The sequence below is a fragment of the Bradyrhizobium zhengyangense genome, assembly GCF_022012435.1.
Lineage (GTDB): Bacteria > Pseudomonadota > Alphaproteobacteria > Rhizobiales > Xanthobacteraceae > Bradyrhizobium > Bradyrhizobium zhengyangense.
On the sequence record NZ_JAKLUA010000007.1, the window covers coordinates 267,412 to 283,159 of the forward strand.

Here is a 15,748-nt window from a genome sequence, read left to right on the forward strand (position 1 = left end):
AGGGGTAGCCCAGCAAAGACTGCCCGTTGCTGACGACGGCCGGCGGGTGCCCCACCGACAGAATCCCCGTGTGGCACCCCCCTCCCTGACCCTCCCCCACAAGGGGGGAGGGAACGGAGAGACCGCCGTTTTTCTCCGTCATTCCGGGGCGCGCGTAGCGCGAGCCCGGAATCCATCCGGCAGCGAGGGCGGCAGAGGAATGGATTCTCAGATGCGCAATTGCGCACCATAGGTCGCGCTCCGCGGAATGACTTGCGTACCTCAACCCCCGGTTCCCCATCTCCCGGAACTTCACCCCTAAGATTAAATTTTCGCAGCGCACCTCCGGATCACATTGCGCCGCACAATGTTGACATGTTAGTGAGCCACAGTACTGGCGCTGGACGAGCCGTCTTGTAGTTCTGCGTATCCAGTCTTCGTACCCGCCATTCAAAGAAGAAACGGCCCCGGTTGGCCCGGCGGGCGCGCCAGAAGGCTCACTCCATTTTTTCTTTAGCGTGAGGGACCAACATGACAGGTGCGACTGATCCGTTTTCTGCCTCGATCATCCCGTTCGAGGTTCCCGAGCAGGTGCGCGCATTCGCCGAAAAGGGCGTTTCGCAGGCCCGCGAGAACTACGCCAAGTTCAAGGACGCGGCTGAGACCCACAACGGCACCATCGAGGCCGTGTTCGCCTCCGCCCAGAAGGGTGCGAACGAGTACACCGCCAAGCTGATGGAATTCGCCAAGGCCAACACCACGGCCCACATGGATTTCACCCAAGAGCTGCTCGGCATGAAGTCGCCGACCGATGCGTTCCAGCTCTGGACCGGCCACGCCAAGACCCAGCTCGAGACCTTGCAGGCCCAGGCCAAGGAGCTGTTCGAGATCGCCCAGCGTTCCGCCAGTGCGACCGCCGAGCCGATCAAGGCCTCCGCCTCGAAGTTCTACCCCGCCGCCTGATCTCAACGGCGGATCGATCCAATTAAGAAACCCGGGCCTAGGGCCCGGGTTTTTCTTCACCTCTCCCGCAGGGAGAGGTCGGATTGCATCGAAGATGCAATCCGGGTGAGGGGTTCTGCTCTCACTGGGTGCCGCGCCCCCTCACCCGGATCGCTCCGGCGCGCAATTGCGCGCCAAGCAATCCGACCTCTCCCCTGCGGGGGAGAGGTGAATCACCGAAAGCCGGCCGAAATCCGAAGGATTTATCGCGCCGAAGAGCGCCAAATAACGGGTTTTGCGGCCTTGCCAAAAACCCCCGTTGCACCTAGTTTCCGCCCCGTCCAGCCCCCTTAGGCAGCAGGCCTTTTCAGGCAGCCCCAAGGCGCGGCTCGCAAGGATGCAGTTGTAGCTCAGTTGGTTAGAGCGCCTGTCTGTGGAACAGGAGGTCGGTGGTTCGAGCCCACCCAACTGTACCAGCGCTGTATCTTCGAAGCGATCGAGCTGAAACCTACGTCGATAGTCGCGGGCACGCGCGCACAAACCCCTGCTGGCCGGGCAGAAGGGACTACGCCTGAGCCTTGGCCAATTCATACGGGGAGGCGAGTAGCGCAATGGGTATATGCCATTCAGCGCTGATTGTGCGGATCATATCGAGCGTCAACGGGCGCACGCGATTCAGGATCTCGGACGCGCGATTCCGTCCGATGAGTTCGCTGAGGCCAGCCTGGGTTTTTCCCATGGATTGAATCGCGAACTCCAGGACCTCCACTGGATCGACATGCGGAATTTCGAAGTGCGCGTCCTCGTACTGTCGGACGAGAGTTGCGAGCACCTCGAACCTGTCGCTCTCAGGCGTGCCGATTGCTGGCTGAGCCTCGAAATAACGAGTCACCTCGCCAATCGCCCAGTTGTAGTCATCTTCGTTATGGAGAGGCCGAACATCCATCATCACACCGTCTCCGCATCTATCTTGTCGTAGTCGTCGTGCGTACCGACGAACTTGATGAGCGCGGTTTTGTGCAGGTACGCAAAGTGGGCGATGAGGCGGTACTTATTTCCACCAATGTCGAAGATAGCTCTGTTGTCTCCGACAAAGTCCACATTCGCACCGAACGCCCTCTTCAAATCCGCGGGCGAGCCCCAAGTCCCCCTGGAAACGACTTGATACCAGGTGCTGAGAGGCTTCTCGGCGTCTGGATGTCGCTCCCAAAAGTCCCTTAGCGCCTTCCTGGCTATTACGTTCATCGCCATAACATGTTCCCAAAATGGGATCAAATCAATATTCCCAGAACGGGAACAAACTCTGGCCCATTCCGCCTGAATTTGACCGGCCCCAACGAGTTTCGGGCCCGTGTGCGGGCGGTCTTTGCAATTTTAGGAAGCTCGTAGGATGGGTTGAGCCCTTGCGAAACCCATCTCTTCTTAGCCGCCGTTCTTCGTAAGCGCGATATGATGCCTCAGCGACGGCAGCTTCCGCCCCGCCAGATTTACCCTGAAGGGAGCATCCACCCGGAACGAAGTTACGACAGCACGCTTTCAAGATCTGACGTTACGACGAAACAGGTTAGATGGGTTCGCAAGGGCTCAACCCATCCTACGCGCTCAGCGGATCGCCCGAATTTTTTGGCTCTTTTTTGGCTCGTCGAAGCAAAGCGCTTTGAAGGAAGGAATTTCTGCGAGCGCATGTATGCTGCCTATGCCAGCAGAAGCGGATACTTCTGGCGAGCGGGAATTTGCATGGACTTGTGGGGAATTATCGGCGGTCTCGGCGTCGGGGGACTGCTCGGCACGATCGCCACTCAGTGGGCGATCGGCCAGCGCGAGCAAGCCGCGCGACGTGTCGCCTTCAAAAAACAGCAGCTCGAAGAGTTCTACGGCCCGCTGCTCGCGGCGCACAAGGAGATCAGGGCGCGAAGCGAACTGCGCGTGAAGCTGCAGAACGCGCTCGACGGCCAGCATAGTGAGGCGATGTTGGAGGCAGCAGCGTCAGGTGGCGGCGCGGGGCGGGACGATCGGATCAACGCGGCAACCGATACCCACGTGCCGGCGATTCTCACCAACATTCAGGACGAGGGGCAGACGTTCCGCGACGTGCTGATGCCGCGCTACCGCAGCATGATCGACATTTTTCGCGACAAGATGTGGCTCGCCGAGCCGGAGACGCGCGACTACTTCGGCCAGCTCGTTGAGTTCGTCGATGTATGGGACAAGATCCTGGACAACAAGCTGCCCCGCTCGGTCGCGCCCGCGATCAGCCACACCGAGGCAAACTTGGCGCCGTTCTACACGCACCTTCAGGAGGTACACGATCGGCTTCGCCGCGAGATCAGTTGATATCGCCAGCCAACAGCACCGGCCGACACCAAACCGCCACAAACCGGCCCACGATTCCAGCGTCCGCAAAGGAGGCTCCGATGCCGCTTGCCGTGCTTGTCGAAGGTTTGGAAAGTAACCCGATCGTCCTGCTCGACCCTATCCTGTTGAAAGGCGAAGACTTGCCGGGACAGCTCGACGCTGCACTGGACGCGTATAATGCGGCGCACGTTGTGAGCAGGGCTACCAGTGCGCTCCTGTGGTACGACGACAGGCCGAACCAGACCTTCGAATACTTCCGCGACGAACGAGCGGTGAGAGCGCAGAGATTCCGCGAGACGATCTCTCTAACGGGCTTTCACACCTGCTCCAGCGGCCGGCGATACTGGTACTACGGAAAGTGCGTCGGGTGGTTGCCCGGAAAACGTACTTACTGGGAGGCTCGCCTCTTTCATCACGACAAGAAATTCGTGTTTGATGGTCCGCTCACCAGCCTGGATGTACTCGCCAAGTTCGATGGAGAATTTCTTGGCATGGACCTTGATGTGGGAATGCTGAAGGCACTCGCGGAGCCGCAGCTCTTTGAGGCTATCGAGGACTGGGACCGCAAGCTTGAGGTGAAGTAGCGGCAAAAAAAGAAAAGGCACCCTGTTTCCAGAGTGCCTTCCCTTTAGAACAGCCGTGTCAGTAAGGCCACCATCGAAGCGAGATGCAGATTGCATCCGAAACCGAGACGGTAAGTCTTACCGCAGGGCTCACTGGCTTCGAGATAGAGAAAGACGCCCATAGGCACCTCCTTCATCTCTCCGCACGAGGGTCCCTTTCGGTACGTGCCTTCGTGCAGGTTAGGCCAGCAGTCGGGGATTTTTTGTTGAGTGCACTGGTGATCCCCAACACGCTGCACGTATTTCAGTATTCGCTAACACCATAGAAAAACTTTACGGCGAATCCGGGGCGGAAACGGTTAGCGCTTGGTCAAGCGAGCAAAGGCGGACGAAGCATTGGCGTTGAGCTATCTGGTGTTGAACAAGCGTTTGACGGACTTGCTGAGCCCGGCGCCGAGCGCATCAGCAAGCCTCGTGGCTGAAGTGAAGATGATGATGCCGCCCGGCACAGTGATAAAAAGCAGTGGCGAGTGTTCGGGCGCGACGCTCCAGCCCATGTAAGTGCCGATCCACACGGGCAAGTTGGTAGAGGTCACCAAGCCCTTGAGCGTGATGTGAAAGGGCGGTGAGCGTTCTATGACGATAGGTTGGTTGATGACGTGTTCAACGATGTCCGTGTTTTTCATCGAACGTTCCGGACGTGATTACGGTGACAGTGCACAGAATTCCCTGTCGTGCCGGTCACGGTTATTCGTTATTGGCCATGCAGCCGAACACCTGGGCGATCTCATCACCCACTTACGACCGACATCTCGCCCGTATCCAAACCGATCCGCACAGAGGTGCCGGCCGGCCGCATCTCTCCAGCGATTGCGAATGGTTCGGCGAGCTGTGAGACGACGGTGCCGCCCATTACCTCGAAGCTCCCGCTGTTCAACGGCACACCGCGAAGGACGATCGTCTGGCCGTGTCCCGAGCGGATGCGCACCAGCCGCCCGTCACTGGCAACCTCCAGCGTGACTCCGACTGGGGCCGTCGTGTCCAGCATCGGGATGTAGGCTTCGCTCGCCGAGAGAAGAAAGCTCCAGGGCTCCACGTCGTTGCCGCGCCGGATCGTCGTCTGGTCTGGCAGCTTCAGCCCGAGCAGCTCGTGCGGCGCACCGAGCGTGAAGCGGTGGAGTATACCGGCCTTGTCGAACAGAACGCCGCCGAAGCGGTCGTTTGCGTAGGGTCCACCCTTGCATGGCAATCCGTCGATGATTTGATAGCCGTGGAGATCGCCTCCCCAATGCGTGACGTCATTGCCCTGTCTCTTCCACGGCTTGAGCGTTCCCGTGAGCCGCATGCCGAGGATCTCGATCACGTGCGGCAGCTCGATCAATACGACGATGGAATGCGCCTTGTCGGCGAACTGGATCTTGCTGCCGGCCGGTAAAGGTAAATCAGCGATGGTCTCGCCGATCTCGAGAGTGCGCCAGTATTTTTTTGCGTCGTAGCTCTGGTAAAGATACAGGGCGCCGGCCGCGGGAAATGGCAATGTCAGAAAGGCGGCGCAAGCGATCAATACAAAGCGCAGTCCGCCGATCCAGGGCGAGCCATACCAGGCCGAAAATGCCAACGCGAACGCCAGCGGTATGGTCACGAACCAATTGTTGACGACGGCATATCCGAACAGAAGCGGCCATGGCAGGCGCAAGATCCGTCTCCGTCCGTTCCATCATCGACCGAGCGCAAGATAGCGGGCGCTGTGCCATCAGCAACGCGCGCATGCAGCCAATTTGTCGACGACAGATCAGTCCCGGTTCAAGCGTGATTGCCGGATCGAGAACCCTAAACTCCCGATCCTCCCGACCACGCGCAAACGCTGGCTAAATCCGATTTACCCACCTTCGCCACGATCGCCAACAATTCGCACCAGCTCCACGTCGAGCTTCAGCCCAGGCGATTGCTTCGCAAATCCCGTGCACAACGTCGACGAGCCATCCACCGACCGCCCCGACACCACGACGTCGATTTCATCCAGTCCAAAGACCCCGGGCGGCCCCGGCGATACGCGTCGGGCGGAAAGGCTGGCTTTGAAGTGCTCGCCCTGCTGCGTCCAGTGTCCCGCATAAGCAAAGGTGGAATCGCCGCCGGCGAGTGTCCCGTCAGGGCCGAACTCGACCACACCAGCGCCTTCGCCGACCGGCGTCTTGAACCAAACGGAATATCTGCCCGGGGTGATCACGCGAGCCACCACAGATGCGGTCTTCCGGCCGAGTTGAGCCAGACTAAAATGGCTATCGCGTGGCGCGCGGAGGTCCTGCTGCGCCTGCAGGGACTCCGGTGACAGTGCACCAAACGCTCGACGCGGGGAGTGCCCTGTCCGGAACGCATTTCAATGCCAGTTTCGTGCGCGGCACCGTAGCTCCTCAGGTAGCAATGCGATATCGGTAGCGAGCCAAAGACGTTCTTGGCAAGCCAGGCGGGAAAGATCGTGAGTTTCTTCGAGCGTCTCAAGACGGAAGCATCCGCTGAGTGGCGGGCCTACACCGAGCATCCCTTCACGAACGGGTTGGCAGACGGCTCGCTCCCCGAAGCGGCGTTCCGTCACTACCTCGTTCAGGATTATCTGTTCCTCATCGAGTTTGCCCGCGCCTACGCGCTCGCGGTCTACAAGTCGCCCAGACTTGCCGACATGCGTGAAGCCGCGGCCGGCCTGTCGGCCATCCTCGATGTCGAGATGGACCTGCATGTGAAGCTCTGCGCCGGCTGGGGTCTATCCCCTGATGACCTTGAACAGGCCCCGCCGGCGGCCGAGATGCTGGCCTATACACGCTACGTGTTAGATGCGGGAATGCGCGGCGATCTGCTGGCGCTCAAGGTGGCGCTTGCTCCTTGCGTGATCGGCTACGCGGAGATCGCAACGCGGCTCGCCTCGCTCCCCCTCGCGGACGCACCGACGAACGCCTATCGCGTCTGGATCGCCGAGTACGCCGGCGCGCCGTACCAGGAGGTCGCTGCCAAAGCGCGGGCGCATATGGAGCATCTTGCCGATCTCTACGCCACGCCGGCCCGCGAGGCCGAGCTGATTGCGATCTTCAAGGAAGCCACCCGGCTCGAGGCAGACTTCTGGGAGATGGCTTGGCGCGTGGGCCCAAGTGCTGAATAGCGGTTTCGGTAGTCGTCAGCCACCTAACCTCACCCCCGCCACCACCATCACCACCACCGGCAGCGTCACCGCCGCCAGCAGCGTGCACAGCGCCACCGCGCCCGAGACCGGGTTCACCATCCGCTGATACTGAACCGCGAAGATGTACGCATTCGCGCCTGTCGGCATCGCCGCGAACAGCACGACGACGCCCGTTACGATTGGCGGCAGGTTCAAGAGCTTGGCCAGTGCGAACGCCACCGCCGGCATCGCCAGCAGTTTGAGTGCGCTGATCGCGGCGACGCTTCCCATCTCGCCCTTCACCTCGAAGCGGAACAGGGTGATGCCGAGCGCGATCAGGGCGGCCGGCGATCCCGCCTGCGCGAGCAGCTCGATCGTCTTGTCGACGACGGGGTTGAGGCCGAGGCCGGTGAAGCGCCAGATCACGCCGAAGCCGATCCCCAGCATCAGCGGATTTTTTGCAAGATCCGCAAGGATCGGCCAGATCACCGAGAGCACGGAGCCCGTGCGCTTGCGGCTGACCAGCTCCATCTGCAGGATGCCGCACAGCCAGAGCAGCGGCGTGTTCACCGACAGGATCAGCGACATCGGGCCCGCGGCCTCGTTGCCGAGCGCGGAGAGCACCAGCGGAATTCCTAACATCACGATGTTGCCGTAGACCGAGCCGATCGCGAACACGACGCCGTCCTCGCGGTCCTCGCGCCGCTCGCGGATCAGCGCGGAGATCAGAAGCGCCGCGATCCAGGTGATGGCGAGCGCGCCGTAATAGGCGCCCCACATCCTGTAAGGGCTGACGTCGGGGAATTCCGAGACGACGATGGTGCGGAACAGCAGCGCGGGGATCGCGATGCTGAAGGCGAATTCGGAGATGCCCTTGTGCGCGCCCTCGGAGACGAAGCGAAACAGCACCGACGCATAGCCGGCCGCGATCAACGCAAACACCGGCGCGACGATCAACACGGTGGCCATGCGGTCCTCCCCCTCACGGGGATTTCGGCCGACCACCCCACGCGCCTCTCGATGCTGCCATCATGCCGGTGTTTTGCCCGACAAGTCAAAGGAAAATTCGTAAAATCCGTAAATTGCGGGAATTGGCGAGGCGGCCCAGGGGCCTGGCTACTGTGCATGGGGTTGTTTTGGAGTTTGAGGGAGGGGCCGCCCCACCCACCGCTGTCATCCCCCGCGAAAGCGGGGGATCCAGTACGCCGCGGCCCTTCGGCTCCATCACAACCGCCTCGGGGTACTGGATCGCCCGGTCCAGTGCGCAATTGCGCACAAGGCCGGGCGATGACAGCGGAGAAGCCAGCAAGCCCTCGCCCCTGTTGCCGAGACCGCACAGGTCCGAGCTTTCGCCTCGGCCCTCGTTGCCAACCAACGCCCGTTCACCCACACTCCCGGCCTGTTCGACATTTTGGGGGGACCGATGCCGGTATCTCGCGTCACGACGTCCAAGGCTACCAAGTCGATGGCTGCTGCGAGCCTCTCGCTCGCCCTCGCCGTTCTGGTCCAACCGGGCATTGGCCTTGCCTACACGCCCGAGCAGCAGCAGGCCTGCTCGCCGGATGCGATGCGGCTGTGCGGCGAGTTCGTGCCGAACGTCGATGCCATCACCGCCTGCATGGTCCAGAAGAAGGCGCAGCTGTCGCCGCAATGCGCAGTGTTCTTCCGCCGCGGACCGGAGCCAAGCGAGGTCCGCGCCGGCGCGCCCGTCAACATCAAGCCGGTCGCCGCCAAGAAGGCCAAGCCGAAGGCGAAGAAGAAAAAGACCGACGACGGCTAGGCGCGTTCCCTTCGCGAAACCCCGTCATGCCCCGCGCGTCATAGTGACGCGAGGGCGACACCAGCCACGCGACAGCCACCGGACTCGTTTTGTTCGCGCAAAGCCGGCGCGCCGGCTTGCAGCAATTCCCATCGCCTCTGCTGAAAAAAGCGCCGCCACGCTTTGCGCGGCGAGGTTGTGGCGCTGTTTTTCCCGCGGGAGTGCTTGAAAAGCCTCGGGATTGCCGGCGCGAACAGCTGATCATGTCTGTTCATGTCATCAGTCGCGCAAGGCAGTGTGACTCAAAAGCCAACACGTCTTGTTATTCCGTTGCGCCTCGTCGACTGCCGATAAATTTTTCTTTCACGAATCAGCGCGGTGATTCATTTTCGCGACCTGGGGTCAATCTGGGAGGCCAGAGGTATGAACGTTATTGTTTTTGCATCGCGTAAAGGCGGCTCGGGCAAGAGTACCCTGGCTGCACATCTCGCTGCGCAGATCAAGCAGAGCAAGCAGGTGATGCTGGTGGATGCGGATCCGCAAGGTTCGCTGACGCTGTGGCACAAGCTGCGGGGCACCAACGAGCCGCCGATCAAGGCGGCCGTGAACTCGGTCAGCGGCATCGTCTCCGCGGCCAAGCGCGACGGTTACGAGTGGGTGCTGATCGACACGCCGCCGAATCTCTCGGCCGTGGTCGACGACGCCATCAAGAACGCGACGATGGTGGTCATCCCGGCACGCCCCGGCGTCTTCGACGTCAACGCGGTGCAGGAAACCATCCAGATGTGCCGCGCGGCGCGCAAGCCCTACGCGGTCGTGCTCAACGGCGCTCCGGCACGTCGCGACGAATCCGAAAGCCCGATCGTCACCATCGCCCGCGAGGCGCTGGCCAAGTTCCGCGCTCCGGTATGGGGCGGTCAGATCACCAATCGTTCGGATTTGTTGATGGCACTCAGCCACGGCGAAGGCGCGCGTGAGTATCAGGCCGAGAGCCGTGCGGCCCAGGAAATTGCAAGACTGTGGGCGGCGATCGAGCGTTCAGTGAAAGCTATTCGCGGCACGGCGTCGGCGTCAGGCGCAATGCACAAGCAGGCGGCATAATTTCATTCAATCATTCCCCGGACGACAAACGCGCAGGGTCCTGCGCGTTTTGCGTTTTCAGTGATGATGACGACGTTACGCGACCATCAGCATGTAGAACACGATCACCGGCGACAGCGTCAGGATCACCGACCAGACGCCGACGGCCCAGAGAATGTCTCCGGTGGAAAAGCCCTGCTGTTCAGAGTCGTCGAAGCTTTGCGCGGCGCCGTAATGCGGCACCATATCGTTCTGATTGTTCAAGATCGCCCCCGCGATTTCTTCGCTTATGGGGACAACGATACGCGGGATGTTTTAAAATTCCGGCTCAGCGCCACGCTCGCATTTTGAGCGCATTTGCCACCACGCATTAACCATCGCCGCGGTCTTGGCTCGTCAGGCGAGCCAGACCCGGAACAGCAGCACCGGCATCAGGCCGAGCATCACCGCCCAGAAGCCGAACGACGATACCACCAGGATTCCCTGCAAGAGATCGGCAGGCGCGAACATTTCCGCCGCGGTCGGGCGAACGCGTTGGCCCATGGTCATTCCCCCTTGTGAAAGACGTCGATGGGGGAACGATAGGCGCCATTGCGTAAACGAGACGTGGATGCGCCATGCGGCAGCTGCGAAGAGCGTTGGTGTGCGGTTAACCACGGGCGCCTCTCCCCACGCGCGGGGAGAGGCGAACGAGGAGCTACGCTGCGACCTTGACCCGCCGCTCGATCTCGCGATCGAGCGCGGCGGCGAGCTCGCTGCTGACTTCTACCATCGGCAGGCGCACCTCGGGGCTGTCGATCAGGCCCGTCCGCCACAGCCAGTACTTCGCCGGCGCCGGGCTCGGTTCGGTGAACAACAGCCGCGTCAGCTCCGCGACCTCCTGCCAGTGCGCCTCTGCCGCACCTTGGTTGCCTTGCTTCAGCTCGCTGTAAACGGCAGCGAAGGTCGCGGTCTCGATATGGGCAGACAGCAGGATGCCGCCGTCGGCGCCGTCGCCGAGCGCCTCGAAGTAATTCGCGTCCTCGCCGGTCAGCACGCGAAAGCTCTTCGGCCGGTCGCGCAGCAGCGCGATCGACTGCTCGCGGCTCGCGCCACAATCCTTCAAGCCCACGATGTTGGGATGCTCGGCGAGCCGCAGCATGGTCTGGTTGGTGATGCCGACGGCGCAGCGATAGGGAATGTTGTAGAGCGCAAGCGGCCAGGCGGCGTGATCGGCCAGCGCCTCGAAATGCGCAACGATCCCGCGCTGTGACGGCCGCACGTAATAGGGGCTCGCGATCAGATAGAAGTCGATCGGCCAGTCCGCGGTCTCGTCCAGCCGCTCCTTCATCCGCGAGGTGTCCACGCCTGAGAGCCCGAGGCCGATCGGAACGTTGCGGCGGCCGGTCGCCATCTCGTCGCGGACGATGGCAACGAGGTGTTCGAGCTCGGCCTCGCGCAGCGTCATGCCTTCGCCTGAGGTCGCCCCCAGGATGAAGCCGTCGATGCTTTGCGCGGCGTAGTGTCGCGTCAGCCGCCGCAGCGAGATCTCGTCGAGACGACCGCTCCGAAACGGCGTCACCAGCGGCAGCCACAGCCCATGCATATGGGTTCGCAAATCAGTCATGTTCTTATCTCCTTCTCGAGGATGAGCCTGAGACGGAGGGCACATGAAAAAACCCCGTCCAGGTGGCGGGGTTTTCGGGATTGGCTCGCGATGACGAAGTCAGCTAGCGCGCGCAAAAATCCGAGGTCCCCGGATGGGGGCCTTTTTTCGAGACGATTGCGCACGACTTCGTGATCATTTGGAAATGATGCGGGGAACGCCCAAAACTGTCAATACACGCGGAGGGCGAAGGTCTGATTGGGCAGAAAAAAAGCCGGACCCGAAGGCCCGGCTTAGGTATTGGCCACGTGAGGCCGACACAATCACCTTCCAAGAGGGATTACTGAACTCCCGCGCCACTGGAGGAGGGGGACAAATGCGCAACGCGAAGGCTCAGCGTAAAAACATTATGGGCTTGACCCGCGCCATGCAGCAACCGTCGAGGTCGCATGTCAGACATGCGGAAATCAGGACGGCCAGCGCTGCGCCTTGCTCACCACGAAGTCGCGGAACACCTGCACGCGCGCGACCGTCTTCAGCTCTTCCGGATAGACAAAATAAGTGTCGAGCTGGATCGAATCCGATTCGCCAAACAGTTGTACGAGGCGGCTCTGTTCTTCGATCAGATAATCCGGCAGCGCGGCGATACCGAGACCCTGCTGACAGGCGCGCACCAGGCCCAGGATGTTGTTGACCCTGAAATAGGCTTCGCGCGGACCCGAGCCATTGCGGCCGGCTTCGACCAGCCAGTTGCGGTTCTGCAGATGCGGCGCGAAGTTGCCGTCGGCCAGCGTGATGATGCGGTGGGAGTCGAGCTCCTCCAGGGTGCGCGGCGTGCCGAAGCGCTTGATGTAGTCGGGCGAGCAATAGGCGTGGAAGCCCATCGCAAAAAGCTTGCGCTGGATGAGATCCGGCTGTGTCGGCTTGCGGGTGCGGATCGCAACGTCCGCCTCGCGCATCGACAGATCCAGTTCCTCGTCGGTGACGATCAGCGAGATCCGGATCTCCGGGTAGAGTGCGGTGAACTCGCCGAGCCGCGGGATCAGCCAGTTGATGCCGACGCCGGGCGTGGTGGTGATCTTGAGATCGCCGCTCGGCCGCTCACGGCTGTCGGTCAGTTTCGCGCGCGCCGCCTGCAGCTGCATGAACACGTCATGCGCGGTGCGGAACAACAGGTCGCCCTGCTCGGTGAGGATCAGGCCGCGCGCATGACGGTGAAACAGCGAGACCGAGAGCTCCTGTTCCAGCGCCGAGACCTGGCGTGACACCGCCGATTGCGACAGGCCGAGCTGTTCTCCCGCATGCGTGAAGCTGCCCGCTTCCGCCGCCGCGTGAAACACCTTCAGCTTGTCCCAGTCCATATCCGTAAATCCGTCGCGTGTTCGGGGCATGATCGTTATTCCGCTGCCGCGCGCTCGCTGGCGCGCAGGGCCAAGAAACGTTCGGCCTCGAGCGCTGCCATGCAGCCGAGGCCTGCGGCCGTCACGGCCTGGCGATAGGTTTCGTCGGCGACGTCGCCGGCCGCGAACAGGCCGGGCACGGAGGTCGCTGTCGAGTTCGGGGCGACCTCGACATAGCCCGACGGTTTCAGCTTGACCGCGTCTTTCACTAGCTCCGTTGCCGGCGCGTGGCCGATGGCGACGAACACGCCGTCGGTCTTCACATCCGTCAGCGCGCCGGTCTTGACGTTCTTGAGCCTGATATGGGTGACCTTGTTGGGGTTCTCGGTGCCGCAGATCTCGTCGACGGCGGAGTCCCAGATCACCCTGATCTTCGGATGCTTGAACAGGCGCTCCTGCAGGATGCGCTCGGCGCGGAAGTGGTCGCGGCGATGCACGATGGTGACCTGTGAGGCATGGTTGGTCAGGTACAGCGCTTCCTCGACCGCGGTATTGCCGCCGCCGACCACCACAACCTCCTTGTTGCGGTAGAAGAAGCCGTCGCAGGTGGCGCAAGCCGAAACGCCGCCGCCCTGGAATTTTTGTTCCGAGGGCAGCCCGAGCCAGCGCGCCTGGGCACCGGTGGCGAGGATCACGGTGTCGGCGAGATAGACATCGCCGGAGTCGCAGGTGAGGCGGAACGGTCGCTGCGAGGTGTCGAGCTTGATCACCAAATCGGTGACAATCCTGGTGCCGACATGCACTGCCTGCTTTTCCATCTGTTCCATCAGCCAGGGACCCTGGATCACGTCGGCGAAGCCCGGATAGTTCTCGACGTCGGTGGTGATGGTGAGCTGGCCGCCGGCCTGCATGCCCTGGATCAGGATCGGCTCGAGCATCGCGCGCGCGGCGTAGATCGCGGCGGTGTAGCCGGCGGGGCCGGAGCCAATGATGACGACCTTTGCATGAACAGGAGCGGACATATTTGCGGACGCCTTTCACGGGGGATTTGCAGCGCGGGCGCGGAACGTGCCGGGAGGCCTCGCGGAGGCGCTGAAATATCAGAGCTAATCTAAGCGTTCTGGTGAGCTATGCAAGAATTGCATTCCCTGTCGGCGGATTTTTCCAACAAGGAACAAAAGTCGATTGCGCTGCACGCGCAATAAAATTGCTCATTTGGCACAGACTGGGCTATGAGGATTGCGACAGACCCACCCAATACCGCCGATAAAGCCAGGAGTTCCAATCACGTGTCGCGGAACCTAGACGAGATCGACCTCAAGATTCTGTCCGAAATCCAGGCCGACGGTCGAATCACCAATGTCGAGCTCGCCAAACGGGTCGGTATTTCGCCCCCGCCCTGTCTGCGCCGGGTCCGGGCGCTGGAGGAGGAGGGTTACATCCACGGCTACCGCGGGCTGCTGGATGCGCGAAAGCTCGGTTTCGACGTCACCGTGTTCGCCGCCGTGCACCTCTCCAGCCAGGCGGAAGCGGATTTGCGCGCCTTCGAGGAGTTCGTCCGCGCCGAGCCGCTGGTGCGGGAATGCTGGATGCTGTCCGGAGAGGTCGATTTCATCCTGAAATGCGTCGCCCCCGATATGGCGACCTTCCAGGACTTTGTGACGCACCTGACCGCGGCGCCGCACGTTCGCAACGTGCGCACGTCATTGGTGCTGCACAATTCGAAATACGAGGCGGCGGTGCCACTCGACGTGAAGGGGCGGCGGTAAAAACGAAAAGTTACCGCCGCAGCGCATCCACGCTGATCGGACCGCTTCCGGCGGCCGCGAGGAAGAGGCACGCGAAGCACAGCACGATCGCCAGCGCGCCGTCGTTGACGACGGGAAAGAAGCTGTGCGGCATGTGCTCGATGAAATAGGCGAAAGCCATCTCACCGGACAGGATGAAGGCCGCCGGTCGCGTGAAGAGGCCGATCATCAAGAGGCCGCCAGCTACGAATTCGAACATGCCGGCAATACCCCAGAGCGACAACGGCGTGACGTCGGCAAACATCTCCACCGGCGGAAACTTGAACAGCTTGGCGACGCCATAGTGAAAGAACATTAGCCCAGCGACGAAGCGGAAGAGGCTAAGCAGATAAGGCTGGCTTCGCGCAGCGATGCGATCGATGTCCATCATGTCCTCCCGTGCTCGAACGGCAGCGCCGAGCATGACGGAGGACGGTGCAGTTCACAATCGCGCCCTGGACACGTTGCGAAACAGAAAAGCCGCGCAATTCGCGCGGCTTTTCAGGCAGTCTTTGCGAAGTGGATTACCGCCACTCCACCTTGGTGATCTCGTAGGCCTTGGCGCCTCCGGGGGCGTTGACCTCGACGGTCGAGCCCTTCTTCTTGCCGATCAGCGCGCGTGCCAGCGGCGAGGTGATGGAGATGCGGCCCTTCTTGGCGTCGGCCTCGACCTCGCCGACGATCTGCCACACCGTCTTCTTCTCGGTGTCCTCGTCGACCAGCGTCACGGTGGCGCCGAACTTGATGGTGTCGCCGGAGAGCTTGGAAATGTCGATGATGTCGGCCCGCGCAAGCTTGTCCTCGAGCTCGGCGATGCGGCCTTCATTATGGGACTGCTCTTCCTTCGCGGCATGGTATTCCGCATTTTCGGAGAGGTCGCCGTGGGAGCGCGCTTCCGCAATATGCTCGATGATGCGCGGACGGTCCTCGGACTGGCGCTTCTTCAATTCTTCCCCGAGCGCGGCAAAGCCGCTCGCAGTCATCGGAACCTTTTCCATCTCTTCTCTCGTCTTCCAGTCGCGCGCCCGCCAAAAACGGAGGGCGCTGCAACCCTGATTCGTCAGTGCTTTCCGGACCTGAACACACCGCCACCGGAACGTTAAGTGGGCTGGCGCCGGAACAAAACAACCACATGGCCGGACAGTTCCTCCGGCCATTGTGGCTTGATGGCCAATCACTTAGCCCAAGGCTTACCCCTCAGGGCCGT

20 protein-coding genes and 1 tRNA gene are annotated in these 15,748 nt (G+C 61.7%); 8 read left to right on the plus strand and 13 right to left on the minus strand.

Annotated features, from left to right (window positions below):
* The first annotated feature begins 510 nt into the window (after window positions 1–510).
* Together L6637_RS22870 and L6637_RS22875 are read left to right on the plus strand one after the other, a co-directional pair.
* Complete coding sequence (locus L6637_RS22870; protein ID WP_237864410.1) at window positions 511–942, plus strand: phasin; 432 nt, start codon at window positions 511–513, stop codon at window positions 940–942.
* Window positions 943–1,320: 378 nt separating this feature from the next.
* Window positions 1,321–1,397: transfer RNA gene (locus L6637_RS22875), tRNA-His, on the plus strand.
* An 89-nt stretch (window positions 1,398–1,486) separates the two neighbouring features.
* Here the strand turns inward: L6637_RS22875 and L6637_RS22880 are convergent.
* Entirely contained in the window at window positions 1,487–1,870 is a 384-nt protein-coding gene (locus L6637_RS22880; protein WP_338076862.1) for a helix-turn-helix domain-containing protein, read from the minus strand.
* On the minus strand, window positions 1,870–2,166 hold the full coding sequence (locus tag L6637_RS22885) for a type II toxin-antitoxin system HigB family toxin (protein WP_237864658.1): 297 nt from the start codon (window positions 2,164–2,166) through the stop codon (window positions 1,870–1,872). The genes L6637_RS22880 and L6637_RS22885 overlap by 1 nt, the downstream gene beginning before the upstream one ends.
* A 204-nt stretch (window positions 2,167–2,370) precedes the next feature.
* Here L6637_RS22885 and L6637_RS22890 point away from each other — a divergent pair, with 204 nt between their 5' ends.
* On the plus strand, window positions 2,371–3,255 hold the full coding sequence (locus L6637_RS22890; RefSeq protein ID WP_237872001.1) for a hypothetical protein: 885 nt from the start codon (window positions 2,371–2,373) through the stop codon (window positions 3,253–3,255).
* 80 nt (window positions 3,256–3,335) lie between these two features.
* Window positions 3,336–3,860 carry a hypothetical protein gene (locus tag L6637_RS22895; protein ID WP_237872003.1) on the plus strand — a complete coding sequence of 175 codons (525 nt, stop codon included), beginning with the start codon at window positions 3,336–3,338 and terminating at the stop codon, window positions 3,858–3,860.
* Window positions 3,861–4,246: 386 nt separating this feature from the next.
* Here L6637_RS22895 and L6637_RS22900 read toward each other — a convergent pair whose 3' ends face one another.
* The 3 genes from L6637_RS22900 to L6637_RS22910 form a co-directional block, all read right to left on the minus strand.
* A complete protein-coding gene (locus L6637_RS22900; protein ID WP_237872005.1) occupies window positions 4,247–4,525 on the minus strand; it encodes a hypothetical protein in 279 nt (92 codons plus the stop codon).
* A 104-nt stretch (window positions 4,526–4,629) separates the two neighbouring features.
* Window positions 4,630–5,481 carry a hypothetical protein gene (locus L6637_RS22905; RefSeq protein WP_237872007.1) on the minus strand — a complete coding sequence of 284 codons (852 nt, stop codon included), beginning with the start codon at window positions 5,479–5,481 and terminating at the stop codon, window positions 4,630–4,632.
* 237 nt (window positions 5,482–5,718) lie between these two features.
* On the minus strand, window positions 5,719–6,075 hold the full coding sequence (locus L6637_RS22910) for a hypothetical protein (protein ID WP_237872009.1): 357 nt from the start codon (window positions 6,073–6,075) through the stop codon (window positions 5,719–5,721).
* Between the two features lie 240 nt (window positions 6,076–6,315).
* Here L6637_RS22910 and tenA point away from each other — a divergent pair, with 240 nt between their 5' ends.
* The gene (gene tenA, locus L6637_RS22915; RefSeq protein ID WP_237872137.1) at window positions 6,316–6,990 is read left to right on the plus strand and encodes a thiaminase II; all 675 of its coding nucleotides are present in this window, start codon (window positions 6,316–6,318) and stop codon (window positions 6,988–6,990) included.
* 15 nt (window positions 6,991–7,005) lie between these two features.
* Here the strand turns inward: tenA and L6637_RS22920 are convergent, their stop codons facing one another.
* Window positions 7,006–7,959, minus strand: a complete 954-nt coding sequence (locus tag L6637_RS22920; RefSeq protein WP_237872011.1) for an AEC family transporter — start codon at window positions 7,957–7,959, stop codon at window positions 7,006–7,008.
* Window positions 7,960–8,413: 454 nt separating this feature from the next.
* Here L6637_RS22920 and L6637_RS22925 point away from each other — a divergent pair, with 454 nt between their 5' ends.
* Both L6637_RS22925 and L6637_RS22930 read left to right on the plus strand, forming a co-directional pair.
* Complete coding sequence (locus L6637_RS22925; RefSeq protein WP_237872013.1) at window positions 8,414–8,770, plus strand: hypothetical protein; 357 nt, start codon at window positions 8,414–8,416, stop codon at window positions 8,768–8,770.
* Window positions 8,771–9,172: 402 nt separating this feature from the next.
* Window positions 9,173–9,850 carry a ParA family protein gene (locus tag L6637_RS22930; RefSeq protein WP_148751612.1) on the plus strand — a complete coding sequence of 226 codons (678 nt, stop codon included), beginning with the start codon at window positions 9,173–9,175 and terminating at the stop codon, window positions 9,848–9,850.
* 75 nt (window positions 9,851–9,925) lie between these two features.
* On the opposite strand, the gene L6637_RS22935 is transcribed toward L6637_RS22930, so the two are convergent.
* The 5 genes from L6637_RS22935 to trxB form a co-directional block, all read right to left on the minus strand.
* Window positions 9,926–10,093, minus strand: coding sequence for a hypothetical protein (locus L6637_RS22935; protein ID WP_237864402.1), 168 nt, complete (start codon window positions 10,091–10,093; stop codon window positions 9,926–9,928).
* Between the two features lie 132 nt (window positions 10,094–10,225).
* Complete coding sequence (locus L6637_RS22940; protein ID WP_237864401.1) at window positions 10,226–10,372, minus strand: hypothetical protein; 147 nt, start codon at window positions 10,370–10,372, stop codon at window positions 10,226–10,228.
* Window positions 10,373–10,526: 154 nt separating this feature from the next.
* Entirely contained in the window at window positions 10,527–11,435 is a 909-nt protein-coding gene (locus L6637_RS22945; protein WP_237872015.1) for a 4-hydroxy-tetrahydrodipicolinate synthase family protein, read from the minus strand.
* 446 nt (window positions 11,436–11,881) lie between these two features.
* Window positions 11,882–12,805, minus strand: coding sequence for a LysR family transcriptional regulator (locus L6637_RS22950; RefSeq protein ID WP_177234815.1), 924 nt, complete (start codon window positions 12,803–12,805; stop codon window positions 11,882–11,884).
* Between the two features lie 5 nt (window positions 12,806–12,810).
* A complete protein-coding gene (gene trxB / locus L6637_RS22955) occupies window positions 12,811–13,776 on the minus strand; it encodes a thioredoxin-disulfide reductase (RefSeq protein ID WP_237864399.1) in 966 nt (321 codons plus the stop codon).
* Window positions 13,777–14,043: 267 nt separating this feature from the next.
* On the opposite strand from trxB, the gene L6637_RS22960 reads away from it, so the two are divergent.
* Window positions 14,044–14,523 carry an Lrp/AsnC family transcriptional regulator gene (locus tag L6637_RS22960; protein WP_057741909.1) on the plus strand — a complete coding sequence of 160 codons (480 nt, stop codon included), beginning with the start codon at window positions 14,044–14,046 and terminating at the stop codon, window positions 14,521–14,523.
* 10 nt (window positions 14,524–14,533) lie between these two features.
* On the opposite strand, the gene L6637_RS22965 is transcribed toward L6637_RS22960, so the two are convergent.
* Together L6637_RS22965 and greA are read right to left on the minus strand one after the other, a co-directional pair.
* Window positions 14,534–14,929 carry a DoxX family protein gene (locus L6637_RS22965; RefSeq protein ID WP_249798351.1) on the minus strand — a complete coding sequence of 132 codons (396 nt, stop codon included), beginning with the start codon at window positions 14,927–14,929 and terminating at the stop codon, window positions 14,534–14,536.
* Window positions 14,930–15,065: 136 nt separating this feature from the next.
* The gene (gene greA, locus L6637_RS22970; protein ID WP_018318257.1) at window positions 15,066–15,539 is read right to left on the minus strand and encodes a transcription elongation factor GreA; all 474 of its coding nucleotides are present in this window, start codon (window positions 15,537–15,539) and stop codon (window positions 15,066–15,068) included.
* Window positions 15,540–15,748: the final 209 nt, after the last annotated feature.